We start from the raw sequence: 26,160 nt of genomic DNA, 5'->3' as shown, positions 1-26,160 counted from the left end.
ATTGCTGCTTTTAGACTAGATGTTTAAAACCATTAGTGGAGCGGAAAGGAACGGGCAACATTTATCATCAAAAACAACAATTTATGTGAAAACAGCTTTTTATAAAAACATGAAAAAATATGTTTTTCGTGGTTTTATATCTTTTTAAATCGGGTAAAACGAGGTATCTTATCTATTTTTAACAAAATTGTCATAATTTTAGGCGTGAATATTGTCGAGTATTGCTAATCTATTTACAAGTTTAGAAGTATCTGTAATACTTTATAAGTATATTTATTCCCAATATAGATACTTAAGAGATGAGGCGGAGGGAAGAAAATGACAATTGAAATGAGCAAGTCTCAATTATTGGCGAGTATTGACTCTAAACGCAAGGAAATGATCGATTCAGCAAGAGTAGGCGGGTATACGTGTGATAGCGCCGTTCAGTGCAGTCAGGAATTGGACATGCTCCTAAATAAATATCAGCAAATTCTTTTTGAAGAAGAAAACAGAACAAATCCCCCTTTCCTTCAATTTATTGAGTCTATGAAGAAATGGACAGCAAGGGACGGCTTGACGATATAAAAACCTAATACTCATGGAGTATTAGGTTTTTTTTGAAAGATGTCATTTTATAAAGTCTCAATCAACACAATCATAAAGAGAATACCGAGAATAAATGAATAGGTCGCATTCCTCTCGTTCCCGTCCCCGTGGCTTTCAGGAATGAGCTCTTTATAGATGATGAACAGCATGGCTCCCGCTGCAAAAGAAAGACCATAAGGAACGAGGTTTTCTACAATTGAAGTCAAGTAGTAACCCAGCAGGGAAGTGACAATTTCGACAGCCCCTGTCATTGTCGCTATAAGCAGGGCTTTGAATTTGCCGATATTCTGGTGTATAAGAAACAGGGCGACCAAAAACCCTTCTGGAGCATTTTGAAGCCCGATGGCGAAAGCAATTAAATTTCCGGTTTCGCTTTGATCAGATGCGTAGCTTACCCCGACAGATAACCCTTCAGGCAAATTATGCAAGGTGATGGCAGCAATGATCAGCATGGCTTTCTGGTCAAACTCAATCCCGTATTTTGAATGCTCAAGGTCGATGTGGGGAATTTTCTTTTCAAGTGTTGTCAAGACGAGCACTCCCAGAAAAAGACCAGCACAAACCTGAAAAACGCCTCCCTGGCTCAATGCTTCGGGAAGCAGGCTCATCATAGATGCAGCCATCATGATGCCAGCTGTAAAGGCGAGCAGGATATCTCTCCATCTGTGCGTAATGGATTTTTGAAGAAACAAAATGGGAAGAGCTCCAATTCCTGTTGCCAGAGCTGATAATGTACTTCCGATTAAAACCTCAGTCATGGTTGAACTCCTTTTCCTGCATGGTATGTATTAGCCATATTATAGCCGAAAAAAAACAAAAAAAGATAGGAAAAGCATTCATTCTTGTTTTTTCGCCATATGTGGCCATTATTTTCAGCAATAGGATGGATTTCTGTTAATAATGAAAAAGATTAAGAAGGAAATGTATCGACATGTCGCTTCTTGTCGAAAGGTGAACACTTCTCTTCCTTTACGATTTTTGAAATTTCTGATAAGTTAAAGACAAAGGTATTTCATCACGTACAGCAGGGGGAATAGGGATGCACTATCGAAGGCTAGGCAGATCGGGGTTAAAGGTAAGTGAAATCAGTCTTGGAAGCTGGCTGACATTCGGAAAAACAGTTGATGAGAAGTCAGCGGCAGAAATTATTCATAAGGCATATGAAGCAGGAATTAATTTTTTCGACAGCGCCAATGTGTATGAGCGCGGAAAAGCAGAAATTGTTATGTCGCGGGCACTTAAATCGTTTCCGAGGGATTCATATGTTCTGACGACAAAGGCATTCTGGCCAATGGGTGACGGTCCGAACGATAAGGGGTTATCAAGAAAGCATATTATGGAACAGGTTCATGCAAGCTTAAAGCGGATGGATCTCGAATATGTCGATATTTTTTACTGTCACAGATATGATCAGGAGACACCGCTTGATGAAACATTGAGGGCCATTGATGATCTTATCCGCCAGGGAAAGATTCTGTATGCAGGAGTAAGTGAATGGACAGCTGCGCAGATACAGGAAGCTATGAGTGTGTCTGACCGCTATCTGCTCGACCGGATTGTCGTCAATCAGCCGCAGTACAATATGTTTCACCGGGATATTGAGGAAGAAATCATTCCAATGTGCGAAAACGCAGGAGTATCACAAGTCGTGTGGTCACCGCTCGCCCAAGGGATTTTAACTGGGAAGTATAAAGAAGGGTTAATCCCTAAAGGAAGCCGTGCATCAGGTGAAAACATGAATTCTTGGATGAAAAAAATCCTGAATGACATGGTGAACCGAAAAGTGGAGCTTCTCGATCAGCTAGCAAAGGAACACGACATCACACTTGCACAGCTTGCCCTTGCGTGGACGCTCAGGCAGCATAACGTGGCAAGCACGCTTGTCGGTGCTTCTCACCCTGAGCAGATCATCGAAAACGCGAAGGCTTCGGACGTTGCATTAGGGTATAGTGCACTGCAGCGTATTGAAGAGATCATCACAAGCTGAGGTTTACATATGAACAAAAAGAGTGAAAAGCAGATGCTTTTCACTCTTTTTCGGATAATGGAAGAGTAATAGTCACTTCTGTCCCTTTATTTAATTCACTGTCAATGGCAATTGTCCCTTTGTACATGGAGATGATGCGCTTGCACACAACTAGTCCAAGGCCTGTACCGGTATCTTTCATAGTAAAGAAGGGGTGAAAGATTTTTGAGATGACATCCTCTGGTATGCCTTTTCCGGTGTCGGTTACTTTAATCACCGCGAAATCACCCTGTTTTTGCACTTCAATGGTTAATTTGCCTTCATTTTTTTCGATTGCTTCTAATGAATTTTTTGCTAAATTCAGCAGCACCTGTTTAATATGATCCTTGGTGCAATTGATGAACAGGGGTTCTTTATATAACCGGATATCCATTTCTGCATTATAAAGGTTGGCTTCTGACCCGAGAAGAGGGGATAGTTCCAGCACAATCGCATTTAGATCGTGGTCGGCGTGGTGATGCGCAGTCGGTTTTCCAAGCACTAAAAACTCGCTGACAATTTCATTGATGCGCTGAATCTCTTTATCGATGACAGAGAAATAAAATTGATCTTCAGAGTCCTGGTATTTTTCCTGCAAAAGCTGAATAAACCCTTTTACACCTGTCAGCGGATTTCTTATTTCGTGGGCAGTGCTTGCTGCCAACATTCCGACAAGTTCCACTTTTTGAGCATCCATTTGACTTTGTTCAATCTGAGCTTTTCTTTTTAAAAGGAAATTTTGAATGAGAATAAAAATGATGTTTAAAATTCCGAACGTGATCAGCATGTAAATCATGATGTCTTTTACATGATCTCGGCTCATCTCCGAATCTGGCGTTCCCTCAAGCCTCCAGGAAATCTGATCAAGGTAAACCCGCACCGGCTCAATTTTGGATGCTTCATTTTCGTTACTGGTCGCAAATAGAACTTGATTGCTGTCATCTACTACTTTAATATTCAGTCTCGGACTGATGACGTTGATGATATTCTGCAGATAATCTACTTTTAGCGCTGCGACTAATAAGTTCGCCACTTCGCCATTCTCATCTAAAATCGGTGTGCAAATCGAAACGATATAATCACCTGTAATATTTCCGAAGTAGGCATCTGATACTGTCGATTGTTTTGTGGCCAGAGCACTCTTAAAAAAAGCGCGGTGCTTTAGGTTGACGGTTTTCCTCAATTGCGAGGAACCTGCTGAAATGTCGCCATTTTCATGGGCAAAATAAAGACCTGAAAAACGGGGCTCCTGATCATGAGCCTGTGTCAGCACACGCTGAATTTTATCCATGTCCGTTTCTTCTTCAAGAACAAGCGCCATTGATTCCAGTCTTGCTTTGGTATCCTGAATCAAACTATCAATCTGATTTTTATGAACGTTGATCATAAAAGCTGCTTCAGAGCGATGGGAGTCCATGATTTTATCTTTTTGGTAATAATAAATGAATGTATTGATAAATAAGGATGGAATCAGCACGATCATAAAGTAGATCGATGCTTTTTTAAATCTATTAGGATCTTTCAGCAAAGTTATCGCCCCAAATAAGAGATTGCCCGGTTATGAGCATACTATACGAATTATAAACCATTTAATTGGAATGTACTAGGAGAGAAGGAAAGAAAACGCTTTGCCATTAAACCTATTTTCTTCTATTGTAGAGAACCTGAAAGTTAGGTATGATGGAAAGAAAAGGGAGGGGTTTCTCATAGAAACAGTGAGATTGACGATCTTGCAGACAAGTGATTTACATGGTCATATTCTTCCGCTTGTTTACAGTACAAACGAGGAAGAATGCCTGGGTCTTGCAAAAATTTCAACCATCATTAACAAAGAGAGAACCGAATGTGAAAACGTCCTTCTCATTGATAATGGAGATTGCATCCAGGGAACCCCGCTTACGTATTATTATGCAAAAAAAGCTCCAGATCAGCAGAATCCTGTCATTGCAGCAATGAATGCGGCCCGATATGATGCGGCAGTAATCGGCAATCATGAGTTCAATTACAGCAGTGATTTTTTTAAAAAAGCTGCCGGGCAATCTGAATTCCCATGGCTGTCAGCTAATATCTTAGAAAACGGCGAGCCTCTATTCGGCAAACCATATATAGTGAAAAGATACAGCGGCGTAAAGGTCGCAGTGCTTGGGGTAACAACCCATTATATCCCGAACTGGGAGGACCCGAAGCATATTGAAAAGCTTTCCTTTCACGATGCCTTCGAATCAGCCAAGTATTGGACCAATTACATAAGAAAGAATGAGCTGCCTGACCTGCTGATTGTCTCATACCATGGCGGTTTTGAACGAAATCTTGAAACTGGAGAGCCGACAGAAGCACTGACCGGCGAAAATCAGGCTTATCAGTTTTGCCATGAGATTGATGGGATAGATGTGCTGCTCACCGGACATCAGCACCGGTCCATTTCTGGGGAATTAAATGGAGTAACAGTTATACAGCCTGGGTTTAATGGGCGATTTGCCGGGAAGATTGACGTAACCTTTGAAATTGATAACAACGGAGTTTGTATTAAATCGAAAAAGCCAGAGCTTGTAGACCTGAGCTTGATTGAAACTGATCAGAGTATCGTTGAGCTGATTCAGCCTTTCGAAAAAGAAACACAAAAGTGGCTGGATCAGCCAATTGGAAAAATCACAGGGAATATGCAGATTAAAGACCCTTTCGCTGCCCGGATGGAGAAAACAGCTTTTATTGAATTTATTAATAAGGTACAAATGGATGCAGCAGGTACTGATATCTCAAACACGGCTCTTTTTGACAATGCATCAAGAGGCTTTCCTGAAAACCCGACCATGCGGGATATTGTATCAAACTATATCTACCCAAACACATTAAAGGTCCTTCGTTTAAAAGGAAGCGATATTAAAGCGGCACTTGAACGTTCAGCTTCATACTTTATGTGCGGGGAGGACGGCGCAGTCATTGTGAATCCGAAGTTTCAGGACCCGAAGCCCCAGCATTATAACTATGACATGTGGGACGGAATTGAGTACATACTTGATGTCTCAAAACCAATCGGCAAACGGACCGTGGTTCTTCTGAAAAATGGGAAACCGCTTGATCTTGAGGGCGACTATGACGTAGTGATGAATAACTACCGGGCCTCAGGCGGAGGAGAATACACCATGTTTAAAGGAAAAAGAGTCATCAAAGAAGTACCTGTTGATATGTCTGAGCTGATCGCGAACTATTTACTGGAGAAAAAAGTAGTACAAGCATCTCTAAATCCGAATTGGAAGGTCATATGCTCATAAGATTCATTGGTCATATTGACATTTCAGCATCCATTTTGTATCATTATTATTTAGAATTCAAGATATTTAGTTATCGAAGGATTGATGAAAATGAAAGATCAACAGCAAATTGAACAATCGTTAAAATTATTTATTGTTTTATCCCGTGCGCACCGCGCGATTAATGATCAAGTAAACAAGCACATCTCAAGCTTCGGGCTCAATCCGACTGAATTTGCCGTTCTTGAGCTTCTTTATCATAAGGGAGAACAGCCCCTGCAGCAAATCGGCGGGAAGATTCTTTTAGCAAGCGGGAGCATCACATATGTGGTCGACAAGCTTGAACAAAAAGGACTCTTGGTCCGAAAAGCATGTGACAAAGACCGCCGAGTTACCTTTGCCCAAATAACGGATAAAGGAAAGCAGCTGATCGAGAGTATTTTCCCATCGCATCAAGAGCGCTTAGACGAAATTGTCGGCGTCCTCACATCAGAAGAAAAGCAGACTGTCATTGATTTAATCAAAAAGGTCGGCTATCATGCCCGGGATCTTCAGGATTGAGAGACTGTCCGATAAGTTTTTAAAATGAAAGCAGCACAGAAAAACGACCAGTTTTCCGTGCTGCTTTTTTCTGTTCTTTTTGATTCCACAATTCGGTTCCATTCTGGAAAAAGAGGAAACAAAGCCCCTGTATGATTCCACAATTCGATTCCATTCTGGAAAAAGGGGAAACAGAGCCCCCATATGATTCCATAATTCGGAACAATTCTGGAAAAAGAGGAAACAAAGCCCCTGTATGATTCCACAATTCGATTCCATTCTGGAAAAAGGGGAAACAGAGCCCCCATATGATTCCACAATTCGGTTCAATTCTGGAAAAAGAGGAAACAAAGCCCCTGTATGATTCCACAATTCGATTCCATTCTGGAAAAAGGGGAAACGGAGCCCCCATATGATTCCACTTGAAAAAAAGGAATCAAAACCCCTGTATGAATCCACAATTCGGTTCAATTCTGGAAAATGGGGATACAAAACCCCGTTTAATTGGGTTGCTCACCGGCAATTACACTTAATTAAGCAAACAAAAAAAGCGTCCTCTAACGGACACTTTTCACTGGTTCTGTTCAATCGGAAGAATCAAAATCTCAACGCGGCGGTTTTTCTGCTGGCCTTCTTTCGTCTTGTTGTCTGCAACTGGATTGTACTCACCAAATCCTTTTGCAGAGAATGCTCTTGGATCAAGCTTTTCATTTTCAAGCAAAAGCTTCATGAAGTTGACAGCGCGCATCACGCTTAAGTGCCAGTTGGATTCATATTCCGCGTTTTGGATCGGCACGTTGTCTGTATGGCCGCTGACGATGATATTCCGCGGGGGATTCATGATCAGAAGTTTTGAAATTTCCTTCGCCAGCTGTTCATCTTTTTTGCGGATGTCAGAATTGCCTGAGTCAAAAAAGATATCATTTAAAATGGTAATCAGAAGTCCTTCATCTGTCAGCGTGGTCTTTAATTTCATTTCAAGACTGTTTGCCGCTATGTAGGCATTCACTTTTTGTTGAATTTCTTTTAATTTCTCCTGCTCAAGAGTTTCCTGTTTTTCTTTGTCCGGATTCTTTTCTTTTTCCTGATCAAGTTTTTCCATTTCACCGTCAGGGGTTGGACTTGGGTATTCAAGGACGCCGGTTCCGCCTGTAAATGTGCTGTTGAAAGCCCGGGCAAGCATTTGGAATTTCTGGGCGTCTACTGAACTCATGGCAAAGAGGACAATGAAGAGGGCAAGCAATAGCGTCAATAAATCGGCGTAGGGCAAAAGCCAGGATTCATCAACATGCTCTTCCTCATGTTTCTTTTTTTTCTTTCTAGCCATCCAGACTCTCTCCTTCCGCGAAAAGCTGTTTTCTTTCGTGTGCCGGAAGATAGGTGGCAAGCTTTTGTTCAATCGCTTTTGGAGCTTGCCCTTCTAGTACGGATAACACTCCTTCGATCATGACGTATTTTACTTTTGCTTCCTGCTTCGACTTTCTTTTGAGTTTATTTGCAAAAGGGTGCCAAAGGACATAACCGGTAAAAATCCCCATAAGCGTTGCCACAAAGGCGGCTCCAATTGCTTTTCCTAATTCATCCGTATTATCCATATGGGAAAGAGCGGCGATTAATCCGACTACTGCTCCAAGTACCCCAAGAGTAGGAGCGTACGTGCCCGCCTGTGAAAAGATAGAGGCGCCAGCTAAATGGCGTTCTTCCATGGCATCTATTTCTTCCGTCATGACATCGCGGATAAATTCAGCGTTTTGTCCGTCAACAGCCATGCTCAGCCCGTTCTTTAAAAAAGGATCTTCAACATCTGAAATCTTCGCTTCAAGAGCAAGCAGTCCTTCTTTTCTAGCAACCTGAGCCCATTCGGAAAACATCGGAATCAGTTCCTGTATGCTGTGTGATTGCTGTTCTTTAAAAATGACGCCGAACAGCTTTGGCACTCTTTTAATCTCGCTTGTGGGAAATGCGGTAACTACTGTTGCAATGGTACCCGCAATTATAATCAGCAAAGCAGCCGGATTTAATAAAACAGCAGGGCTTACACCCTTCATAAACATGCCGACACCAACGGCAACAAGGCCTAAAATTAATCCAATAAGCGACGTTTTATCCATACTCTCACCAAATCTTTCTTTCGTTACGTTTTGTTACTGTTTATATCGTCATCTTTTTATGAACTTTAAGAGCAGAATGAAAAGAGAAAGAGAGGAATCAGGACTTTTTTCTCGAATAAAGAGGAGGGGCAAGTCATTTTTTTAAGAAAGTGGGGAAATACATATGAAATTTCAGGAATACGAATACAAAAGACCTGTTAAGGAAGAGGTTGAAGCAGCATTTCATGAGGCGCTTGAATTATTTAAGCAGGCAGATAGCTTAGAAAAGCAGGAAGAGGCGCTTGATCAGCTGAATGTCATCCGCGGCAATCTTTCAACAGCCTTCAATCTCTGCTACATCCGCCATACGATTGATACAAATGATGAGTTTTACAAAGAAGAACAGGACTATCTTGACGAATTTGAACCGCATTTCAAAGCAATGGATACCGAGTTTTACAAAGCGCTTGTCAGCTCAAACTTCCGCAATGAATTGGAAGCGAAATACGGAAAACAGCTTTTTGCGCTTGCTGATGCACAGCTGAAAACGTTCTCTCCTGAAGTGCTTGAAGATTTGCAGAAAGAAAACAAACTTGCATCAGAATATACGAAGCTTGTTGCCTCCGCAAAAATTGAGTTTGATGGAAAAGAGTACACACTTGCCCAGCTTGAACCGCTGCTGGAATCTAAAGAGCGCGACACAAGAAAACGTGCATCTGATGCATACTTCGGCTTTTATGCTGAAAATGGAGAAAAGCTGGATGAGATTTTTGACAAGCTCGTAAAAGTCCGGACACTCATTGCAAAGAAATTAGGCTTTGCGAATTTTGTAGAGCTTGGCTATGAAAGAATGCAGCGCATTGATTTTGATGCAGCCATGGCGAAGAACTTCCGTGATCAGATTAAAGAACACATTGTTCCGATGGCAACTAGATTAAGAGAACGCCAGCAGGAACGCTTAGGACTTGATACTCTTGCTTTCCCGGATGAGAAGCTTCAATTTACAACTGGAAATGCTACTCCTAAAGGAGATGCAGAGTGGATTATCGAAAACGGGAAAAAGATGTACGAAGATCTGTCTCCTGAAACAAATGAGTTCTTTGATTTCCTGATTGAACGGAACCTTATGGATCTGCTTGCTCAAAAAGGAAAGGCAGGCGGAGGATACTGCACATATATTGAGAATTATAAAGCGCCTTATATCTTCGCAAATTTCAACGGAACAAGCGGGGATATAGATGTTTTGACGCATGAAGCAGGACATGCATTCCAAGTATATATGAGCCGTCATTTTAATTTGTCTGAATACCATTTCCCGACGCATGAAGCGTGTGAAATTCATTCTATGAGCATGGAATTTTTCACTTGGCCGTGGATGGACACTTTCTTTAAGGAAGATGCAGAGAAATATAAATTCAGCCATTTAAGCGGTGCACTTTTATTCTTGCCGTATGGCGTAACGGTCGATGAGTTCCAGCATTTCATCTATGAAAATCCTGAGGCCACACCGAAGGAACGGAAACAGGCATGGAGAGAGATTGAACGGAAATACTTGCCTCACCGCAATTACGAGGATAACGAGTTCCTGGAAGAAGGCGGATTCTGGCAGCGTCAGGGACATATCTTTAATTCTCCCTTCTATTATATTGACTACACACTCGCTCAAATTTGTGCCCTGCAGTTCTGGAAAAAGATGCATGAAAATAAAGAACAGGCATGGGCAGATTATCTGCACCTGTGCAAACAGGGGGGAAGCCAGTCTTTCCTTGAATTAGTAAAGACTGCAAACCTGATCTCACCTTTCGAAGATGGATGTGTGCAATCTGTCACAGGCGACATTCGAGAGTGGCTTGAGAACGTGGATGACAAAAACCTATAATGGAAAATGCCGTCAGCATATGCTGGCGGTTTTTTTCGTAGGTAAGATGGATAAATGATCCGTACAAAGACTGAATTCAAATCATGGCTCTTCTTTTAAAATGAAGAAAAGAAAGGAGAAATGAAAATGAAATTTGTGCATGTCATATTAGAGTGCAAACATCTTGAAGAAATGAAAACATTTTACTCGGATATTCTGAAAATGAGATTGATAGATGAAAAAAGGGATCGTTTTACTGTAAAAGCTGGTTTAAGCAGATTAACCTTTCTTAAAGGAGAGAATCGGTCCTATTATCATTTATGTTTTAGAACGAATGAACCTTTTTTTGATGTCATGTTTCAGGAATTGGAGAGTCTTCTGCTCCCTTCCGAAGAAGGGGAAGTGAGCTTGTACTGGAAAGGAAAGCAGGCGTACTTTCATGATCCGGAAGGCAATGTGCTTGAAATGCTTGAAAGGAAGGATGAGGTCCCGGATCATCTATTAGAATGGCAGGACATCGTGGAAGTCGGGCTGCCGTGTGACAACGTTGAACAAATGCGGAGGAGCTTGGCTTTTTTGGCGAATCAGTTTGAGTGTGAATCTGATTTGTTCTCTTTTCACGGGAATGTTGACGGTTCTCTCGTGGTGGTGAAAGAAGGAAGGCATTGGTATCCGACACAAAGAGGTTCAGAGATTCATCCGATAGTTCTTGAAGTCGGGGATAAGGCAGAGTTTGAGTACAGCCATCCTGTTTATCCATATAAAATTAGTGCAAAAAAAGAGTGCTGAATTCTCGGAATCAGCACTCTTTTAAGCTTATTTAGCTTCTACAGAAATTTTATCATTTGAAAGCTTTACAACAAGTTCTGTCATCTCATTGCTTTCAAGCAGCACGTCAGCAATGGAATCTTCTACATGCTCTTGAATCACTCTGCGGAGCGGACGTGCGCCGAATGCAGGGTGATAGCCGAGTTCAGCGATTTTTTCTTTTGCATCTTCTGTGATGATGAGCGTTATTTTCTGCTCAGCCAATGTTGCTTTCAGATCATCAAGCATAATGTCGACGATTTCAAGAAGATGCGTTTTTTCAAGTGATTTGAATTCAATGATGCTGTCAAAACGGTTCAGAAACTCCGGTTTAAAGAATGAGCCCAGAGAGTCTAATAAAGAACTTTCGTTTAAGGCTTCATTGTTTCCAAATCCGACTGTGACTTTCTTGTGGCCGATGCCGGCGTTGCTCGTCATGATAATAACAGTATCTTTAAAGCTGACAGTTCGGCCCTGACTGTCTGTCAATCTTCCATCTTCCATCACTTGAAGGAACATGTGCTGCACATCAGGATGTGCTTTTTCAATTTCATCAAGCAGGATAATGCTGTAAGGGTTTCGGCGGACTTTTTCGGATAATTGTCCAGCTTCCTCATGGCCGACGTAGCCGGGAGGGGACCCAATGATTTTAGAGATCGAATGCTTCTCCATGTATTCACTCATATCAAGACGGATAAGAGAGTCGCGGGAACCAAATAGTTCAGACGCAAGTGTTTTCGTCAGCTCTGTTTTACCGACACCTGTTGGTCCGACAAAGAGGAAGGATCCTATTGGCCGTTCTTTTGATTTCAATCCTGCACGGCTGCGGCGTATCGCTTTGGCTACTTTTTTAACCGCGTCGTCCTGGCCGATTACTTTTCCGGAAAGCTTGGCCTCAAGGTTCTTCATTTGAGCCTGCTCGTTTTCCTGCAGCTTCCCGACTGGAATGCCTGTTTTCTTTTCAATGATTGCCTGAATATCTGCAAGATCGACTACAGCTTTGACAGGTGTCTGCATTTTCTCAAGCTTGACCTCTTCATCGCGCAATTTTGCAGCAAGCTCGTAATTTTCTTCCTTCGTAGCCTGAGCTTTCTTTCTGGCGATTTCAGCTAACTGTCCGCTGATGTCTTCGCCGCCGCCTGCTTGAAGGTTCTTTTTCGACCCGGCTTCATCCAGCAGGTCAATCGCTTTGTCAGGCAAGAAACGGTCCTGAATGTAGCGGTTTGACAATGTGACAGTCGCTTTAATGGCTTCTTCGGTATATGTCACCTCATGGTATTTTTCATATTTATCCTGAATGCCCTTTAAGATTTCAACGGCTTTTTCAAGAGACGGTTCAGACACCATGACAGGCTGGAATCTGCGTTCAAGCGCTGCATCTTTCTCGATTTGGCGGTACTCTTTTAGCGTCGTCGCACCGACAACCTGCAGCTCGCCGCGTGCAAGGGCAGGTTTTAAAATATTGCCGGCATCCATTGATCCTTCAGCTGAACCTGCGCCAACGAGAAGATGAATTTCATCGATAAATAGGATAATATTTTTCTTTTGCTGAAGCTCAGAAATCAATTGCTTCATTCTTTCTTCGAATTGACCGCGTATGCCTGTGTTTGCAACAAGCGAAGCCACATCAAGCAAGTAAACTTCCTTGTTTTTCAGCTTGGCAGGCACATCGCCTTCTGCAATCTTAAGGGCAAAGCCTTCAACTACAGCTGTTTTGCCGACACCCGGTTCACCGATTAGAACGGGGTTATTTTTGTTTCTTCTGTTCAGAATTTCAATTAATCGTTCGACCTCTGCATCTCTGCCGATAACAGGATCAATGACTCCGGCTTTTGCCGCCTGCGTTAAGTTGCGGCCAAGCTGGTCAAGCAGACCGCCGCTGCCTTGTTTTTGGATTTGACCTTCCGCATTTCCTTGCTGAAACGGCTGTGATGGAGGTACTGGACCAAATCCTCCGCTTGGAACAGAGCTTCTATATCGTCCATAACAATCAGAGCAAATCATTACTTGGTGACGCTCCTGATTAATTTGAAGAGTTAAATGAACAGATGCTTTCTTAGCTTGACAATGTTGACATAGCATAGTGAAAACCTCCTGATAGATAATTTGAATTTGACTATCTTTGACTAATTAAGGTAGTAAAAAATCACCTCATTGGATGATCTTGATTCATATTATAGTTTGACCTTATTTGACTTTCAAGTATTTTGCTTAAAAAATTTTCAAGTTACCTGTTCACAAGTTGATAATCTGATCTGCTTCAACGCTAGGACCAGGGCTGAAAAGTAAATACTACAATAAAGGTGACCCACAATCTATTTTGCTTCAAACCGCATAGGCAGCACATTATCTGGGCTCCGACACTTGATAAGTACAACATAACCAAGTTTGCCGCACTAAATGTGGGCTTCGGCATGAGGTAAGTGCTTCAAAATTGTATATAAAGCACTTACTATAGCCTCCGTCACGAGGTAAGTGCTTTAAAACTGCGAATGCAGCACTTACTATAAGCTCCGTCACGAGGTGTAAGTGCTTCAAAACCGCGAATGCAGCACTTACTGTAGCCTCCGTAACGAGGTAAGTGCTTTAAAACTGCGAATGCAGCACTTACTGTAGCCTCCGTAACGAGGTAAGTGCTTTAAAACTGCGAATGCAGCACTTACTATAGGCTCCGTAACGAGGTAAGTGCTTTAAAACTGCGAATGCAGCATTTACTGTAGCCTCCGTAACGAGGTAAGTGCTTTAAAACTGCGAATGCAGCACTTACTATAGGCTCCGTAACGAGGTAAGTGCTTTAAAACTGCGAATGCAGCACTTACTATAAGCTCCGTCACGAGGTGTAAGTGCTTCAAAACCGCGAATGCAGCACTTACTATAGGCTCCGTAACGAAATAAGTGCTTTAAAACTGCGAATGCAGCACTTACTATAGGCTCCGTCACGAGGTGTAAGTGCTTTAAAACTGCGAATGCAGCACTTACTGTAAGCTCCAACACGAGGCAAGTGCTTTAAAACTGCGAATGCAGCACTTACTGTAAGCTCCAACACGAGGCAAGTGCTTCAAAACCGTATATGCAGCACTTACTGTAGTCTCCAACACGAGGTAAATGCTCCAAAACCGTATATGCAGCACTTACTATAAACTTCAACACGAGGCAAGTGCTCCAAAACCGTATATGCAGCACTTACTATAAACTTCAACACGAGGCAAGTGCTCCAAAACCGTATATGCAGCACTTACTATAAACTTCAACACGAGGTAAGTGCTCCAAAACCGTATATGCAGCACTTACTATAGTCTCCAACACGAGGCAAGTGCTCCAAAACTGTATATGCAGCACTTACTATAAACTTCAACACGAGGCAAGTGCATCAAAATCGCATATGCGGCAATTATTGAAGGCTTCTGCAAACCCGACTGAACCGCATTCAGGTTGTACTTCTTTCTTAACACCTTGTCTCATATACATAGGTAAGAGTTCAGCTAACGCATTCATCGTAACGGGGGTAGAAGATGAAGAATCGATGGTTTCAGGTTGTTCAAATCGCAGCTGTATATGTCGGAACGGTTGTCGGGGCTGGCTTTGCAACTGGACGGGAGATAGTAGAATTTTTTACGCAGTATGGTCTGTTTGGCATACTCGGTATTTTAATATGCGGCTATTTTTTTATGCATCTTGGTGCAAAGATGATGATTATTTCAAAACGGATCGGGGCAAAATCGTACCAGGATTTAAATCTGTTTCTATTTGGAAAATCGTTTGGATTTATTATTAATCTCTTTATGCTGATTGTTTTATTCGGTGTAACATCCGTTATGCTGTCTGGTGCAGGGGCTATTTTTGAGGAGCAGCTCGAATATTCAAGGCAGTTTGGCGTTCTTTTGACCATAGTGCTGACACTCATCGCCATGTCATTCGGATCCAAAGGGCTGTTTAGCGTCAATATTATTGTCGTGCCGCTTTTAATTCTCTTCAGTGTGCTTGTGGCGGCATCATCTTTTGATGCCCATACGTTTTCATCTTTTCAGCTTCACCATTCTCCTTCATTTAAATGGATCATTTCAGCAATTTCCTATGCGGCTTTTAATCTTGCGATGGCTGAGGCCGTTCTTGTTCCCCTTGCTCAGGAGATTGAAGATGAGAGTGTTGTAAAGTGGGGTGGAATCGTTGGCGGGGCAACCCTCACATTTATATTGCTCAGCAGCCATTTTGCTCTGTCTACGCTTCCTGATGTGATTACGTATGATATCCCAATGGCTGAAGTGATGAAAGCCTCTGTGTTTTCCTTCTTCTTCATATATATAATGGTCATTTACGGGGAAGTTTTCACGTCAGTCATCGGTAATTTATTCGGTCTTGAACGCCATTTGGTCCGGGTGATTCCAATCCCAAGGATGGTCATTATCCTCATCCTGCTGAGCGGAGCTTATTTCGTCAGTCAAATTGGCTACAGCTCTCTGATTGCCATTCTCTATCCGATCTTTGGCTATATGAGCATCATCTTTCTGGTGTTAATGATGGTCAGGAAAACCCCGCATCCTGATAATAAAACGCTGAAAAAGTAAGAATAATCAAACAATTTAAACATAAAGGCTTGATTATCATCATAATTATGAAGAAAACTGACATATTTCCAGTTTGACTGCTGAAGTTGTTCATATTATGATGTTTTTAATATTATCTGAATTTTAAAAATCTGTTTTGTGTTTTTAAAAAAATTGTCATGACTGAATGGGCTCTTACAAAGTGGGCGTTGTCTAGCTCCACCGCCCAGCCCCTCGGTCAGAACAAATCCAGCAGAAAAGTCAAACCCGGACTTTTCTGCCGGATTCTTATCTGCCTGTCGGGGCTAAACGGGCGATTCCGCTTTTCTATATAGGAGGTGACTCCTTTTTCGTCTTTGGCGGAAGAGGGAATTTATTTGGACATAGTGAATTTGTTCATTATTGCGATTTTAATTGCTGCCACTGCTTTTTTTGTAGCATCGGAGTTCGCAATTGTAAAAATTCGAAGTTCCCGCATTAATCAGCTGATTGAAGAAGGAAATAAGCAGGCATTATCAGCTAAGAAAGTAACGGATAACCTGGATGAATATTTATCAGCTTGCCAACTTGGGATCACCATTACAGCACTCGGGCTCGGGTGGCTTGGGGAACCGGCAATTGGAAGACTGCTGCATCCTGTTTTTGAAAGGTTCGACATGCCGAGTTCAGGTGTTCATTTTTTCTCAGCTGCCATCGCTTTTGCCATCATCACATTTCTTCACGTAGTGGTGGGGGAGCTTGCGCCAAAAACAGTAGCGATTCAAAAAGCAGAGCGAATTACGCTCACCTTTTCGAAGCCGTTAATGGCTTTTTACCGTCTCATGTATCCAGTCATTTGGGTATTAAATGGCTCTGCACGGCTTCTGACGAGCTTCTTTGGAATGAAGCAGGTCTCAGAGCATGAGCTTGCACACAGTGAGGAAGAACTAAGAATTCTCCTGTCTGAAAGCTATGAGAGCGGAGAGATCAATCAATCGGAATACAAATATGTGAATAAAATTTTTAAGTTTGATGACCGCATAGCGAAAGAAATTATGGTGCCCCGCACGCAAATCGTCTCACTTGATATTGAAGAGACGCTGCAGTCGCATTTGAAGATCATCAAAAGTGAAAAATATACAAGATATCCCGTTGTTGACGGCGATAAAGACCATATTATCGGAATGGTGAATATAAAAGAAATTTTTACGGACTTATTTCAATCAAAACAAACGGATCTTTTTTCATTAAAAACGTATATTAGGCCTGTTATTCAAGTAATCGATTCCGTGCCGATTCAAGAACTTCTGCTTAAAATGCAAAAAGAGCACATTCATATGGCCATTCTGATTGATGAATACGGCGGAACCGCAGGGCTTGTAACAGTTGAAGATATATTAGAGGAAATCGTAGGCGAAATCAGGGATGAATTTGATGCTGATGAAGTGCCGCTAGTCCAAAAAATTACGGATGATCAATATGTGATCGATGGAAAGGTATTAATAAGCGAACTGAACGATTTATTCGGACTTGAAATGGAAGACACAGATGTAGATACAATCGGCGGATGGATGCTGACTGAGAAATACGATATAAAAAAAGGGGAACGGGTTGAATACGGATCCTTTACGTTTAAAGTGAAGGACATGGAAAACCACCATATCCGCTATCTCGAGATGACCCGAAAAAAAAAGGAGGATAGTTCCCCTATCCTTCAAAAGGGGATCGCTGCCTCACAATGAGATGCTTTTTCCAGCATCTTTTTTTGCGTAAAAATCAGCGTCTGAGGATAAAATAAGCCTGAATCTCATAATTAAAGGAGACCGTTAATATGACTCAATCAAAAGGCCAAAAGCAGAGACAATGGGACATCCGCAAAGAATCACAAAATGAGCATGGCAAAGTAAAGTCTTTTAAAGAGCTCGAACAGGAAGGCACGCAAAACAACAAAAAGTAGCCAGAAAAAAGGAATCCGAATATTGCGGATTCCTTCTCTTCGCTTACAATAAGGTTTTGCGCTTCGTTGTCTAACTGATCCGTTCTGACTGAGGAGTGTGCTTGCGCTTTTCTTATAAGATTCGTTCTGTTTCTTCTCTGCCGCATGCGTTCGCAAGCTTTTTCAGCTGTTTATTTAACATGGTTTTATCAAGGCTGAGCCAATCCTCCTGTTTAATACCTTCATAAATGTAGGCTGAAAACTCCCAAACCTCTTGTTTTATTTCATTCCGGTTCGTTTCTGCCACCAAAATTAATGCTTTCAGTACAGAAGCCATAACGGAGACATCCTCTTTTCCGTAGTGACGGATCTGATAAAAACTTTCATATAAGTAGTCGGTGAATGTTGGTTTAGGCAGAACAATCCTGATTTGATTCCCGCTGTCGCGATGATAAGGCGAAGGGGAATGATTTTTTCCGATCTTCGTCAAAATCTGGGCCAGGTGTTCCATACATGCAATCGCAGTCTCAGGGTCATTTTTCCCGGGTGCAATGCCTCTAAGCGCAATCTCGGCAATTTTTTGGATGCCGAACTCAATATCATTTTTGGACTCATGATCTGTGTTAAAGGTGATAAATTTAAGAAGTTCATCCTCATCTAAAGACTCACTTTCTGATGAGACCAGCAGCAAAGGTGTATCCACATCGACATAATCCCCCTGATCTTTAGTAAACGAGATGACAAGCTGCTCTTTTTCCGCAAAGTCAATCAGTTCTGACATGGCAATATCCTGAATGTAGCCTTCATACCTGCTTTTTACTTCAACTGTTTTTTCTTTATCTAATGAGAAATCTTCTTCAGGATCGTCTGTTCTTTTTTTGTCTTCTATAGAAGAAAGGGTTTCTTTTGTGATATTGGAGATCACGTTGCCGACTTTTATCCATTCCGTCATATGGTGGATGAGAAAAACGAACATGCCGACACATATAAAGGCGACGATAATCGCCAGGGTCGGTACGATAAAATCGTTGCTTGTTTCATTTTCCCTCACTTGATTCAGGAGGACGAGGGAATAAATGTAGCCTCCGATAAAAACTCCAAGCACCCGCTGGATTTTGGAATCTGAGTTGAAATTGTGCAGCGTCCGCGGCGAAAAATTAGCAAGGAACGTTGTCAGGACGACAAGCACCGACGAAAACGTAATCGTTGTCATCGTTAAAAGCGAAGTCGAAGTAGCGCTGAGAATGGTATGAGCAAGTTCTTTATCTGTTAAAAAGACAGATGGAATATACTTGAAATAACCGTTTTCTGCAAGATATCTGTCTCCTGTTATACTCAGTACTGCAAGAATGAAAAAAAGAACGGCGTAGATTGCCGGTGTGATCCAAAAATTTGATTTCACTTTGACGAGAATCTTTTTAATAGGCATGAGCTGTCCCCCTGTATAAAATAGATTGAAGTGTCTGGCCGTTCGTGGTATAGTATGAACGGTAAAAAAATTGATAAATTCCGCGCAGTTTGTGCGGGAGAGGTTCTAGCACAACCCTCTATAAAAAACTAAGTATGAACTGTATCCGAGTGAGATATAGTTTTTAGTTGGGGATTTTACATGCTAGACACTTCTGAAAAAGTTCAGGGTGTCTTTTCTTATGCCGATTTTCACATCGGGGTTGTGAAAGAATGCTCTCTTCGAATGAGGAGGACATATAGATGAAAAATGATAAAGCGCTCGTTGTCTTCAGCGGCGGTCAGGACAGCACGACATGCTTATTTTGGGCCGTGAAGCAATTTAAAGAAGTTGAAGTGGTTACATTTAATTATAATCAGCGCCACAAGCTTGAAATAGAAGTGGCAGAAGCGATTGCAGATGATCTTGGAGTGAGGCACCATCTTTTGGACATGTCCCTCTTAAATCAGCTGGCACCTAATGCTCTTACAAGAGATGATATTGAAATTGAACATAAGGAAGGCGAACTTCCTTCAACCTTTGTACCGGGCAGAAATCTTCTGTTCCTGACGTTTGCGTCTGTGCTTGCTAAACAGATCGGTGCAAAACATATCGTGACAGGAGTCTGTGAAACAGATTTCAGCGGATATCCCGATTGCCGCGATGTGTTCGTGAAATCATGCAACGTCACCATCAATTTAGCGATGGATGATCAATTTGTCATTCATACACCGCTAATGTGGATCGATAAAGCGGAAACTTGGAAGCTTGCAGATGAACTCGGTGCACTGGACTATGTAAGAGAAAAAACGCTCACATGCTACAACGGTATTATCGCAGAAGGCTGCGGAGAATGTCCAGCATGTCACTTAAGGAAAAAAGGGCTTGATGAATATTTGTCCGCAAAAGGAGGGGAGGCGCAATGATTCAGCAAATGTATCCGCAAACTCTCCACCCGTATTCTTATGAGCTGAACAAGGATATGCAGATATCTGCGGCTCACTATGTGCCGAATGATGAAGCGGGCAAATGCCGCCGTCTGCACGGGCATACGTATTTTATAAATGTCACGGTTGCGGGCGATGAGCTTGATCAGTCCGGGTTCCTCATTAATTTTGCCCATATCAAGCAGCTCGTGCACGACCGCTTTGACCATACGATTCTCAATGAAAATGAAGTATTTGATGACAAGGATCCAAATAAATTCCCTACTACTGAAGTAGTGGCGCGCACGATCTATGAAATCATTCAGCAGCATTTGGATACCCTTTTACACAAGCCAAAATGTGTCGGTGTTTTCGTCCGTGAAACACCAACTAGCTATGTGATGTACCGTCCAAAGCAGGTGAAAAACGGATGAAAAAGTTTCCTGTATTAGAAATCTTCGGCCCGACGATCCAGGGTGAAGGGATGGTTATCGGCCAAAAAACAATGTTTGTCCGTACGGCAGGGTGTGATTATTCCTGCAGCTGGTGTGACTCTGCTTTCACATGGGATGGATCTGCTAAAGATGACATTAGACAACTAACAGCCGAAGAAATTTGGACAGAGCTGTTCGCACTTGGCGGAAGCCATTTTTCTCACGTGACCATTTCAGGCGGAAATCCTGCTTTACTTGGGAACCTGAATGAACTGATTGATCTTCTTCACGAAAAGAATGTAAAAGTGGCGATTGAAACACAGGGCAGCCGTCTGCAGCCCTGGTTCGATCAAATTGATGATTTAACGATTTCTCCAAAGCCGCCAAGCTCAGGCATGAAGACTGACTTCACTAAATTAGATGAAATTATTCTCTATCTAAGGGGAAAAAACCGTCTTTATCATGCAAGTTTAAAAGTAGTTGTCTTTGATGAGCAGGATCTGGAGTTTGCAAAAATGGTGCACCTGAAATACCCGGAAATCCCATTTTACCTTCAGGTGGGAAATGATCTGGTTCACGAACCGGATGATGGAAAGTTAATTTCTCATTTGCTGACAAGGTATGAGTGGCTGATTGACCGGGCTGTATCAGAAGAAGGCTTAAATAATGCGCGCGTACTGCCGCAGCTGCACACCCTTGTATGGGGAAATAAAAGAGGAGTTTAATTAAGAAAGGAAGGCTGATTATGGCTGGAAGACAAGATTCAGAATTAACCGATGTAACATTACTTGGCAATCAGGGAACAAATTATTTATTCGAATACAGCCCTGACATATTAGAATCATTTGATAACAAACACGAAAACCGCGATTACTTTGTAAAGTTTAATTGCCCGGAATTCACAAGCCTCTGTCCAAAAACAGGACAGCCTGACTTTGCAACTATTTATATCAGCTATATTCCTGATAAAAAAATGGTGGAAAGCAAATCATTGAAACTTTATTTATTCAGCTTCCGCAATCACGGAGACTTCCATGAAGACTGCATGAACATCATCATGAACGATCTGATTGAACTGATGGACCCAAGATATATCGAAGTATGGGGCAAGTTCACTCCGCGCGGCGGAATATCAATCGATCCGTATACAAACTACGGAAAACCAGGTACAAAATACGAACAAATGGCGGAGCACCGCATGATGAATCATGATATGTATCCGGAGAAAATCGACAATCGCTGATAAATTCCGAAATTATTTTCGGGCATAATTTGCTTTTTAAATTAATCCATGTTATATTTATTAAGAATTATTTTTGTTCGGTACGCAAGGAAAGAACAAGTGCTAAAACTTTTCACCTTTTGTTATCAATGAGAGCAAGGATAGTAACACAATGTATGCTGAAGCATACGAGGAGGCAACAACAATGGAACAAGGTACAGTAAAATGGTTTAACGCAGAAAAAGGATTCGGATTCATCGAGCGCGAAGGCGGAGAAGATGTATTCGTTCATTTCTCAGCTATTCAAGGCGAAGGTTTCAAATCTTTAGACGAAGGCCAAGCAGTTACATTTGACGTAGAGCAAGGTCAACGCGGACCTCAAGCAACTAACGTTCAAAAAGCTTAATTTTAAGCTGACATATAAAACAGTCTCTTTTATAGAGGCTGTTTTTTTGTATGCATTTTTATAGTAACGCAGGATGTAAACGTGTGAGAGTATTAATCAGATTTTAATGCGAGAGCATTGAATGTGCGGTGAAAACGGCTATACGGTTAATAAGAAGCGGTAAGCGGAAGGCTTATAAAGCAGAACGGTCAATAGAGAAGTGCTGTGAAGCGGCCCAAACATTAAAAACCCCCGCTCAGATTCTCTGAGCAGGGGGAGGTATCATGTTACAAGCTTTGTTAAATGGTTGCTTTCATTTTAGCACAGCTAAGCAGGATAACCTAATAAAAAATGATTATTTATTATTTGCGTCCTGATTGGTGATTTGATACGGGTGACTTGCTCGTTTTTGGCTTTAAATTCTTTAACCTGCTTTTAATATAATCCTTCAGCATGTCACGCTTGCGTTTTTGACGCTTGTCTCGGTTTTTCATATAGTCACCATCCTATTTCATAGAGATTCGACCTTGGTTCTATTATAACTCGAAACGAGGCGGGACAACATGCTTTTACTTAAATACAAATTCATTCTCGCCTGCAGTGCGGTTTGCTTTGCGTACATATGAATAAAAAAGCTCCATCGCTTCTGTTTTAAATGCTTAGACAGTTCTTCAGAAAAATATTCATCTGGATTCAGTTCATATTAAGGTGTAACAATCTTCACTTCGGACTTTTCGTTCTGATTATAGTGATGGGTTAAGAGATTTGATGGTATCTGGATTTTTTTCGCCATGATCAGCACCCTCTCTGTTTGTAGTGAAATGTATTTTGTGTTTAGTTTATCATATAAGAAAATAAGTACACAGGGGGATTTTGTATGGAGACTTTTACGCAAAGAGCGGTATTTATCATAAAATCGATACCTCCCGGCAAAGTGATGACGTATGGACAAGTTGCCAGGTGCGCAGGCCAGCCCAGAGGGGCGCGGCAGGTTGTCCGCATTCTTCACTCAATGAGTGAAAAGCATCACCTCCCATGGCATCGTGTTATCAATTCCAAAGGGGGAATCGGCATGAAGGGAACAGAATCCTGCAGACTGCAGAAAAAATTATTAGAAGATGAAGGCATTTCTTTTATCAGTGATTATCACCTGCATCTGGAGCGGTGGATCTATGATCCCGGGACGGAAGAAGACGCATGGTAAATGAGCTGAAAACTGCTGTTAAGTTTTCTTTGAGCAGCGAAACTTTCCGGTTGACCGCTGCAGCATAATGTTGTAATATACTAATACAAGCTGCATTGTACGTAATGATAATTAAGTTTTAACCTTTAAGCTGTAATAGGGAGTTTTATATCGCATCTGAAATGTCATGCCTCCATTTGCTGAGGAAGACAGGAAAGCTGCTGCAAACACCCACTTTGAGAAGTGGTGGTTTAAAACTTTCTTACGTAAGTTACGGCAATTGTGGCTTCTTTCTTTAAACATTTAAAACCAGTTCCTGCCTCAGGAGCTGGTTTTTTTATATTTGGCAGTCTTTGAACAGAGTTTAATTTCCTTAATCCGATTGCGATTCATGCGCTTCCGTACCCTCCAATACCGTTATTCGGTTTAGCAGGGTAGATTTTGAAGTTTGCCTTTATTCAACAAATCTCCCGAATCAAATGTACACCATTATTTTTAGGAGAATTTACTTCAGACGATACTTCAAATGCCTCCATTTGCGTCTCGTCGAATGGCTTCAAGAACGGATGCAGATCATCTGGATCATGAATGGAGGGGTCGAGCCATCTTGCTTCGTCTTCAGGCTTCAGGATGACCGGCATTCTGTCGTGAATGGAGCTCATCAGTTTGTTTGGTTCGGTTGTGATTACCGTGCAGGAATAGATGGTTTTGCCAGTTGGCGATTTCCATGTTTCCCATAACCCTGCCATGCCGAAGGGTTCACCTGTTTTCAATTTAATTCTCATCGGGGTTTTCCCGCCTGCCTGCCGTTTCCATTCATAGAACGAATCGGCCAGTACAAGGCATCTTTTTTTTCTGAAAGCATTTCTGAAGCTTGGTTTATCCGCCAATGTTTCTGCTCTGGCATTGATGGTTTTATATCCGATTTTTTCATCCTTTGCAAAAGGAGGGATGAGTCCCCACTTTAAAAACCCCATTCGATTTTGAGTCCCATCATTAATCACGGACAGGACCTCATGGGAAGGAGCAATGTTGTAGCTGTATACATATTCATCTTCTTCAATGGCTGCGCCGATCTGAAATCGGTCTACAAGATCAGCATATTCTGCGAATAAAGTGTATCTTCCGCACATGGGCATTCTCCTTTTTATGTAAAATAATACCGTTATCATTCCCTTTAAACAAGGTGAAGCCGTATAATAAAATAAAAAGGAGAGATCACAGGTGCACTTAAAAAGAGTCAGCTTTATTCCTGATCACAAAAAGCAGGAGTATCCATATGGACTTCCCCTTTTTAAAGAGTCTCTCACTCTGTCGTTTGAAGCACAGGTAACGATTCTTGCGGGAGAAAATGGGACAGGCAAGACAACTCTGCTTGAAGCAATCGCAGAGCAATCCGGTTTAATCCGGATTGCATCAGCAGAAGATGACGATATAAATGAAGAGATCAGGAAATTTTCCCGCGAGTTGAAGCTTTCATGGAGTGCGAAAACAAAAAAAGGTTTTTACCTGAAAGCGGATGACTTTCTGACTTATGCACGCAATGTCTCGCGCATGAGGGCAGAGGCGGAAAAAAGGTTAGAAGAAGTTGAAGAGGAGTACCGGGGGAAATCGATTTTGGCAAGGCAGCTTGCGGCGTCTCCTTATCATAAGACAATAGGAGAAATAGAGGAATTGTACGGGAGAGGGCTCGATAACCAGTCACATGGAGAGCGGTTTTTGTCGTTTTTTCAAACCAGATTTCGTTCAAATGGCTTTTACTTGCTAGATGAGCCTGAGGGTCCGCTGTCTCCGATGAAACAGCTGAGTTTGATCAGCATGCTGCTTGAAATGATCAAAGAAGGATCGCAATTTATCATTGCGACTCATTCTCCTATCCTAATGGCTTTTCCGGATGCTGTTATTTATTCCCTTGATGACTTGCCGTTAAAAAGCGTGCAATATGATGATTTAGAACATGTGAAAATCACGAAAGGATTTCTGAATTCGCCTGAAAGATACCTTAAACACTTATGAGTAATTTGTCGAAATTTAGACTAATAAATGCCAGTTTTCTAGTTCTTCCGCTTCGTTTTATCCTTATTACACCAACACTCCCATCTTTTTCACGTATAGTGTGATGTATTACTAATACTTGAGGAGGGGCAATATGAGGAAAAAGCTTATGGGCTTAATCGGCGCATCTGTACTCAGTGTAAGCGTAATTTTTCCATTGAGCGGGGAAGCGGCACTGGGAGACAGAACACTTTCACAGGGAATGAGCCATTCAGATGTGAAAGAACTGCAGGAGCATCTTTTAACAAAAAGTGTGTATCCATATTTTGAAGAGACAGGCTATTATGGACCAATTACAAAAGAAGCGGTGAAAGATTTTCAGGAAAACAGCCGTATCCAAGTTGATGGGATAGCTGGACCGCAAACGAATCAAAAAATTAAAGTGTTGCGCTATGGCGATATGGGAAAACCAGTCATCAAGCTTCAGCGTCTGCTGAAAGAGTGGGGAGCATATACTGGTATTGTTGATGGAATGTACGGAAACGGCACGAAAAGTGCAGTTGCCAATTTTCAGCAGCAAAAAGGACTGAAAAGTGATGGTATCGCTGGACCGCAAACCTTTAGTAAGTTAAATCAAAAATCAAGCAGTGTTTCAGGGACTGTAAAAGAGTTAACGGTTACAAGCACAGCTTATACGGCTTCATGCGATGGCTGTTCCGGAGTGACGAAGATGGGTGTGGATTTAAAAAAATACCCTGAAGCGAAAGTAATTGCCGTTGATCCGAATGTGATTCCAATTGGCTCAACTGTAGAAGTTGAAGGCTACGGTAAAGCTATTGCAGCTGATATCGGCGGCGCCATTACAGGCAGCAAAATTGATGTCTTTATTGCAGGACAAAACAGTGCCATCAATTGGGGCAGAAAAACAGTCAACATTAAAGTTTATCAATAATAGCTTATCAGTTACATA

At 41.8% G+C, this 26,160-nt stretch carries 25 protein-coding genes, 1 other RNA gene and 1 riboswitch; of the genes, 18 read left to right on the top strand and 8 right to left on the bottom strand.

Features of this window, described 5'->3' with window-relative positions; translation table 11 throughout:
• Positions 1-318: 318 nt before the first annotated feature.
• Positions 319-567, top strand: coding sequence for an aspartyl-phosphate phosphatase Spo0E family protein (locus tag E2R53_RS09350; RefSeq protein WP_286166131.1), 249 nt, complete (start codon positions 319-321; stop codon positions 565-567).
• Positions 568-614: 47 nt separating this feature from the next.
• Here E2R53_RS09350 and E2R53_RS09345 read toward each other — a convergent pair whose 3' ends face one another.
• Positions 615-1,346, bottom strand: coding sequence for a ZIP family metal transporter (locus E2R53_RS09345; protein ID WP_133311500.1), 732 nt, complete (start codon positions 1,344-1,346; stop codon positions 615-617).
• 281 nt (positions 1,347-1,627) lie between these two features.
• On the opposite strand from E2R53_RS09345, the gene E2R53_RS09340 reads away from it, so the two are divergent.
• Positions 1,628-2,575, top strand: a complete 948-nt coding sequence (locus E2R53_RS09340) for an aldo/keto reductase family protein (RefSeq protein ID WP_133311499.1) — start codon at positions 1,628-1,630, stop codon at positions 2,573-2,575.
• A gap of 40 nt (positions 2,576-2,615) precedes the next feature.
• On the opposite strand, the gene E2R53_RS09335 is transcribed toward E2R53_RS09340, so the two are convergent.
• Positions 2,616-4,121 carry an ATP-binding protein gene (locus tag E2R53_RS09335; RefSeq protein ID WP_133311498.1) on the bottom strand — a complete coding sequence of 502 codons (1,506 nt, stop codon included), beginning with the start codon at positions 4,119-4,121 and terminating at the stop codon, positions 2,616-2,618.
• Positions 4,122-4,299: 178 nt separating this feature from the next.
• Between E2R53_RS09335 and E2R53_RS09330 the strand changes: the two genes are divergently transcribed.
• Together E2R53_RS09330 and E2R53_RS09325 are read left to right on the top strand one after the other, a co-directional pair.
• On the top strand, positions 4,300-5,865 hold the full coding sequence (locus tag E2R53_RS09330) for a bifunctional metallophosphatase/5'-nucleotidase (protein ID WP_133312239.1): 1,566 nt from the start codon (positions 4,300-4,302) through the stop codon (positions 5,863-5,865).
• 90 nt (positions 5,866-5,955) lie between these two features.
• On the top strand, positions 5,956-6,405 hold the full coding sequence (locus tag E2R53_RS09325; protein WP_133311497.1) for a MarR family winged helix-turn-helix transcriptional regulator: 450 nt from the start codon (positions 5,956-5,958) through the stop codon (positions 6,403-6,405).
• A 550-nt stretch (positions 6,406-6,955) separates the two neighbouring features.
• On the opposite strand, the gene motB is transcribed toward E2R53_RS09325, so the two are convergent.
• Both motB and motA read right to left on the bottom strand, forming a co-directional pair.
• Positions 6,956-7,711 (bottom strand): flagellar motor protein MotB, encoded by a 756-nt coding sequence (motB, locus tag E2R53_RS09320; protein WP_133311496.1) that lies wholly within the window; start codon positions 7,709-7,711, stop codon positions 6,956-6,958.
• A complete protein-coding gene (gene motA, locus E2R53_RS09315; protein WP_133311495.1) occupies positions 7,704-8,495 on the bottom strand; it encodes a flagellar motor stator protein MotA in 792 nt (263 codons plus the stop codon). Before motA ends, motB begins: the two co-directional genes overlap by 8 nt.
• A gap of 163 nt (positions 8,496-8,658) precedes the next feature.
• On the opposite strand from motA, the gene E2R53_RS09310 reads away from it, so the two are divergent.
• Both E2R53_RS09310 and E2R53_RS09305 read left to right on the top strand, forming a co-directional pair.
• A complete protein-coding gene (locus E2R53_RS09310) occupies positions 8,659-10,353 on the top strand; it encodes a M3 family oligoendopeptidase (protein WP_133311494.1) in 1,695 nt (564 codons plus the stop codon).
• A gap of 126 nt (positions 10,354-10,479) precedes the next feature.
• Entirely contained in the window at positions 10,480-11,121 is a 642-nt protein-coding gene (locus tag E2R53_RS09305) for a VOC family protein (RefSeq protein ID WP_133311493.1), read from the top strand.
• Positions 11,122-11,148: 27 nt separating this feature from the next.
• Here E2R53_RS09305 and E2R53_RS09300 read toward each other — a convergent pair whose 3' ends face one another.
• Positions 11,149-13,221 (bottom strand): ATP-dependent Clp protease ATP-binding subunit, encoded by a 2,073-nt coding sequence (locus E2R53_RS09300; protein ID WP_133311492.1) that lies wholly within the window; start codon positions 13,219-13,221, stop codon positions 11,149-11,151.
• Positions 13,222-14,651: 1,430 nt separating this feature from the next.
• Here E2R53_RS09300 and E2R53_RS09295 point away from each other — a divergent pair.
• The 3 genes from E2R53_RS09295 to E2R53_RS23545 all read left to right on the top strand — a co-directional run bounded on the left by E2R53_RS09295 (position 14,652) and on the right by E2R53_RS23545 (position 17,619).
• Positions 14,652-15,704 (top strand): YkvI family membrane protein, encoded by a 1,053-nt coding sequence (locus E2R53_RS09295; protein WP_133311491.1) that lies wholly within the window; start codon positions 14,652-14,654, stop codon positions 15,702-15,704.
• A 356-nt stretch (positions 15,705-16,060) separates the two neighbouring features.
• Entirely contained in the window at positions 16,061-17,404 is a 1,344-nt protein-coding gene (locus E2R53_RS09290; RefSeq protein WP_133311490.1) for a hemolysin family protein, read from the top strand.
• 89 nt (positions 17,405-17,493) lie between these two features.
• Complete coding sequence (locus tag E2R53_RS23545) at positions 17,494-17,619, top strand: DUF6254 family protein (protein WP_223441513.1); 126 nt, start codon at positions 17,494-17,496, stop codon at positions 17,617-17,619.
• Positions 17,620-17,731: 112 nt separating this feature from the next.
• Here E2R53_RS23545 and E2R53_RS09285 read toward each other — a convergent pair whose 3' ends face one another.
• A complete protein-coding gene (locus E2R53_RS09285) occupies positions 17,732-19,027 on the bottom strand; it encodes a DUF2254 domain-containing protein (protein WP_133311489.1) in 1,296 nt (431 codons plus the stop codon).
• 93 nt (positions 19,028-19,120) lie between these two features.
• Positions 19,121-19,165: riboswitch (PreQ1 riboswitch) on the top strand.
• A 143-nt stretch (positions 19,166-19,308) separates the two neighbouring features.
• Here E2R53_RS09285 and queC point away from each other — a divergent pair.
• From queC to E2R53_RS09260, 5 genes are all read left to right on the top strand, one after another.
• Positions 19,309-19,971, top strand: a complete 663-nt coding sequence (gene queC / locus E2R53_RS09280) for a 7-cyano-7-deazaguanine synthase QueC (RefSeq protein WP_133311488.1) — start codon at positions 19,309-19,311, stop codon at positions 19,969-19,971.
• Complete coding sequence (queD, locus tag E2R53_RS09275; protein WP_133311487.1) at positions 19,968-20,405, top strand: 6-carboxytetrahydropterin synthase QueD; 438 nt, start codon at positions 19,968-19,970, stop codon at positions 20,403-20,405. The genes queC and queD overlap by 4 nt, the downstream gene beginning before the upstream one ends.
• Positions 20,402-21,130 carry a 7-carboxy-7-deazaguanine synthase QueE gene (gene queE, locus E2R53_RS09270; RefSeq protein ID WP_133311486.1) on the top strand — a complete coding sequence of 243 codons (729 nt, stop codon included), beginning with the start codon at positions 20,402-20,404 and terminating at the stop codon, positions 21,128-21,130. The genes queD and queE overlap by 4 nt, the downstream gene beginning before the upstream one ends.
• 20 nt (positions 21,131-21,150) lie before the next feature.
• Complete coding sequence (gene queF, locus E2R53_RS09265; RefSeq protein ID WP_070876276.1) at positions 21,151-21,648, top strand: preQ(1) synthase; 498 nt, start codon at positions 21,151-21,153, stop codon at positions 21,646-21,648.
• Positions 21,649-21,832: 184 nt separating this feature from the next.
• A complete protein-coding gene (locus E2R53_RS09260) occupies positions 21,833-22,033 on the top strand; it encodes a cold-shock protein (protein ID WP_070876230.1) in 201 nt (66 codons plus the stop codon).
• A gap of 341 nt (positions 22,034-22,374) precedes the next feature.
• Here E2R53_RS09260 and E2R53_RS23540 read toward each other — a convergent pair whose 3' ends face one another.
• On the bottom strand, positions 22,375-22,506 hold the full coding sequence (locus tag E2R53_RS23540) for a hypothetical protein (RefSeq protein ID WP_263596909.1): 132 nt from the start codon (positions 22,504-22,506) through the stop codon (positions 22,375-22,377).
• 383 nt (positions 22,507-22,889) lie between these two features.
• Here E2R53_RS23540 and E2R53_RS09255 point away from each other — a divergent pair, with 383 nt between their 5' ends.
• Together E2R53_RS09255 and ssrS are read left to right on the top strand one after the other, a co-directional pair.
• Positions 22,890-23,216: an MGMT family protein gene (locus E2R53_RS09255; RefSeq protein ID WP_133311485.1), complete on the top strand. Its 327-nt coding sequence runs from the start codon at positions 22,890-22,892 to the stop codon at positions 23,214-23,216.
• A gap of 84 nt (positions 23,217-23,300) precedes the next feature.
• A non-coding RNA gene (ssrS, locus tag E2R53_RS09250) (6S RNA) lies at positions 23,301-23,488 on the top strand.
• Between the two features lie 165 nt (positions 23,489-23,653).
• Here ssrS and E2R53_RS09245 read toward each other — a convergent pair.
• A complete protein-coding gene (locus E2R53_RS09245) occupies positions 23,654-24,328 on the bottom strand; it encodes an SOS response-associated peptidase (RefSeq protein ID WP_133311484.1) in 675 nt (224 codons plus the stop codon).
• Positions 24,329-24,419: 91 nt separating this feature from the next.
• Here E2R53_RS09245 and E2R53_RS09240 point away from each other — a divergent pair, with 91 nt between their 5' ends.
• Positions 24,420-25,211 (top strand): ATP-binding cassette domain-containing protein, encoded by a 792-nt coding sequence (locus E2R53_RS09240; RefSeq protein WP_133311483.1) that lies wholly within the window; start codon positions 24,420-24,422, stop codon positions 25,209-25,211.
• A 133-nt stretch (positions 25,212-25,344) separates the two neighbouring features.
• Complete coding sequence (locus tag E2R53_RS09235; RefSeq protein ID WP_133311482.1) at positions 25,345-26,142, top strand: peptidoglycan-binding protein; 798 nt, start codon at positions 25,345-25,347, stop codon at positions 26,140-26,142.
• Positions 26,143-26,160: the final 18 nt, after the last annotated feature.

The organism is Peribacillus frigoritolerans (assembly GCF_004358755.1).
GTDB lineage: Bacteria > Bacillota > Bacilli > Bacillales > Bacillaceae > Bacillus_P.
Note: the sequence above shows the minus strand (reverse complement) of the source record. Positions and strands in the feature narration are given on the sequence as shown.

Excerpts from the sequence above, each read along its gene's own strand:
- E2R53_RS09350 (WP_286166131.1), top strand. The coding sequence starts at position 319 with ATGACAATTGAAATGAGCAAGTCTCAATTATTGGCGAGTATTGACTCT.
- E2R53_RS09345 (WP_133311500.1), bottom strand. The coding sequence starts at position 1,346 with ATGACTGAGGTTTTAATCGGAAGTACATTATCAGCTCTGGCAACAGGA.
- E2R53_RS09340 (WP_133311499.1), top strand. The coding sequence starts at position 1,628 with ATGCACTATCGAAGGCTAGGCAGATCGGGGTTAAAGGTAAGTGAAATC.
- E2R53_RS09325 (WP_133311497.1), top strand. The coding sequence starts at position 5,956 with ATGAAAGATCAACAGCAAATTGAACAATCGTTAAAATTATTTATTGTT.
- motB (WP_133311496.1), bottom strand. The coding sequence starts at position 7,711 with ATGGCTAGAAAGAAAAAAAAGAAACATGAGGAAGAGCATGTTGATGAA.
- motA (WP_133311495.1), bottom strand. The coding sequence starts at position 8,495 with ATGGATAAAACGTCGCTTATTGGATTAATTTTAGGCCTTGTTGCCGTT.
- E2R53_RS09310 (WP_133311494.1), top strand. The coding sequence starts at position 8,659 with ATGAAATTTCAGGAATACGAATACAAAAGACCTGTTAAGGAAGAGGTT.
- E2R53_RS09305 (WP_133311493.1), top strand. The coding sequence starts at position 10,480 with ATGAAATTTGTGCATGTCATATTAGAGTGCAAACATCTTGAAGAAATG.
- E2R53_RS09300 (WP_133311492.1), bottom strand. The coding sequence starts at position 13,221 with ATGCTATGTCAACATTGTCAAGCTAAGAAAGCATCTGTTCATTTAACT.
- E2R53_RS09295 (WP_133311491.1), top strand. The coding sequence starts at position 14,652 with ATGAAGAATCGATGGTTTCAGGTTGTTCAAATCGCAGCTGTATATGTC.
- E2R53_RS23545 (WP_223441513.1), top strand. The coding sequence starts at position 17,494 with ATGACTCAATCAAAAGGCCAAAAGCAGAGACAATGGGACATCCGCAAA.
- E2R53_RS09285 (WP_133311489.1), bottom strand. The coding sequence starts at position 19,027 with ATGCCTATTAAAAAGATTCTCGTCAAAGTGAAATCAAATTTTTGGATC.
- queC (WP_133311488.1), top strand. The coding sequence starts at position 19,309 with ATGAAAAATGATAAAGCGCTCGTTGTCTTCAGCGGCGGTCAGGACAGC.
- queD (WP_133311487.1), top strand. The coding sequence starts at position 19,968 with ATGATTCAGCAAATGTATCCGCAAACTCTCCACCCGTATTCTTATGAG.
- queE (WP_133311486.1), top strand. The coding sequence starts at position 20,402 with ATGAAAAAGTTTCCTGTATTAGAAATCTTCGGCCCGACGATCCAGGGT.
- queF (WP_070876276.1), top strand. The coding sequence starts at position 21,151 with ATGGCTGGAAGACAAGATTCAGAATTAACCGATGTAACATTACTTGGC.
- E2R53_RS09260 (WP_070876230.1), top strand. The coding sequence starts at position 21,833 with ATGGAACAAGGTACAGTAAAATGGTTTAACGCAGAAAAAGGATTCGGA.
- E2R53_RS23540 (WP_263596909.1), bottom strand. The coding sequence starts at position 22,506 with ATGAAAAACCGAGACAAGCGTCAAAAACGCAAGCGTGACATGCTGAAG.
- E2R53_RS09255 (WP_133311485.1), top strand. The coding sequence starts at position 22,890 with ATGGAGACTTTTACGCAAAGAGCGGTATTTATCATAAAATCGATACCT.
- E2R53_RS09245 (WP_133311484.1), bottom strand. The coding sequence starts at position 24,328 with ATGTGCGGAAGATACACTTTATTCGCAGAATATGCTGATCTTGTAGAC.
- E2R53_RS09235 (WP_133311482.1), top strand. The coding sequence starts at position 25,345 with ATGAGGAAAAAGCTTATGGGCTTAATCGGCGCATCTGTACTCAGTGTA.